The sequence below is a fragment of the Paraburkholderia tropica genome, assembly GCF_914484835.1.
In the GTDB taxonomy this organism is placed as follows: domain Bacteria; phylum Pseudomonadota; class Gammaproteobacteria; order Burkholderiales; family Burkholderiaceae; genus Paraburkholderia; species Paraburkholderia tropica_A.
Genome location: NZ_CAJZAR010000023.1, coordinates 1 through 549, shown reverse-complemented (window position 1 = coordinate 549; position 549 = coordinate 1). Strand labels below are relative to the sequence as shown.

The 549-nt window shown below is 56.1% G+C and carries 2 protein-coding genes; both read left to right on the top strand.

The genetic code is table 11. From position 1 onward, the window contains the following. The coding region (locus tag LDO54_RS01950; protein ID WP_224005381.1) for a hypothetical protein at positions 1 to 297 on the top strand (297 nt) is incomplete at its 5' end. Beyond that, entirely contained in the window at positions 291 to 491 is a 201-nt protein-coding gene (locus LDO54_RS01945) for a hypothetical protein (RefSeq protein WP_224005378.1), read from the top strand. The genes LDO54_RS01950 and LDO54_RS01945, both read left to right, overlap by 7 nt. Positions 492 to 549: the final 58 nt, after the last annotated feature.

Here is a 549-nt window from a genome sequence, read left to right as displayed (position 1 = left end):
GACAACGGAAAACGCTCGCGCTCGATGCGTGGGCTAAGCGGAGAAAATATGGCAACGATTCTCAAGCAAGCGAAGCGCGCATCACAGGCCAGCAATCGTCGCTACGCGGTGCGCACGCGACTTCGTATCGCTCTCGCTCTGTCGATGCAGCGGGACGCTTTGCCAGGCGATGCGGCGCTGAAGGAGTTCGCCGCGCATGCACGGCGCTATCGCTCCCAAGTCGTGGAAGTGACTCAGGATTTGAGTGCACTGCAAGCGCGCAACGGCAAGCAAGCGACGAAAACAACGCCATGTTGACGGTCGGAAAGAAACCGAGCCGCCGCGAACTGCTGATCGTGATAACCGAACTTCAGTCGCTTATCGGTCAAGCCCAAGGACAGCACGCGAACGACCGCGACCGAAATAGTTTCGAGGCCGGTCAAAAGTTGCTTGAGCAAGCGCACGAATTATGCATTCAGGCGAGATCATTCGATCCGCCAACGGATTGCTGAACACACTGGAAAACACACATGAAACGTTTTAGCACTCTACGGAAAGCAGTGACATTGG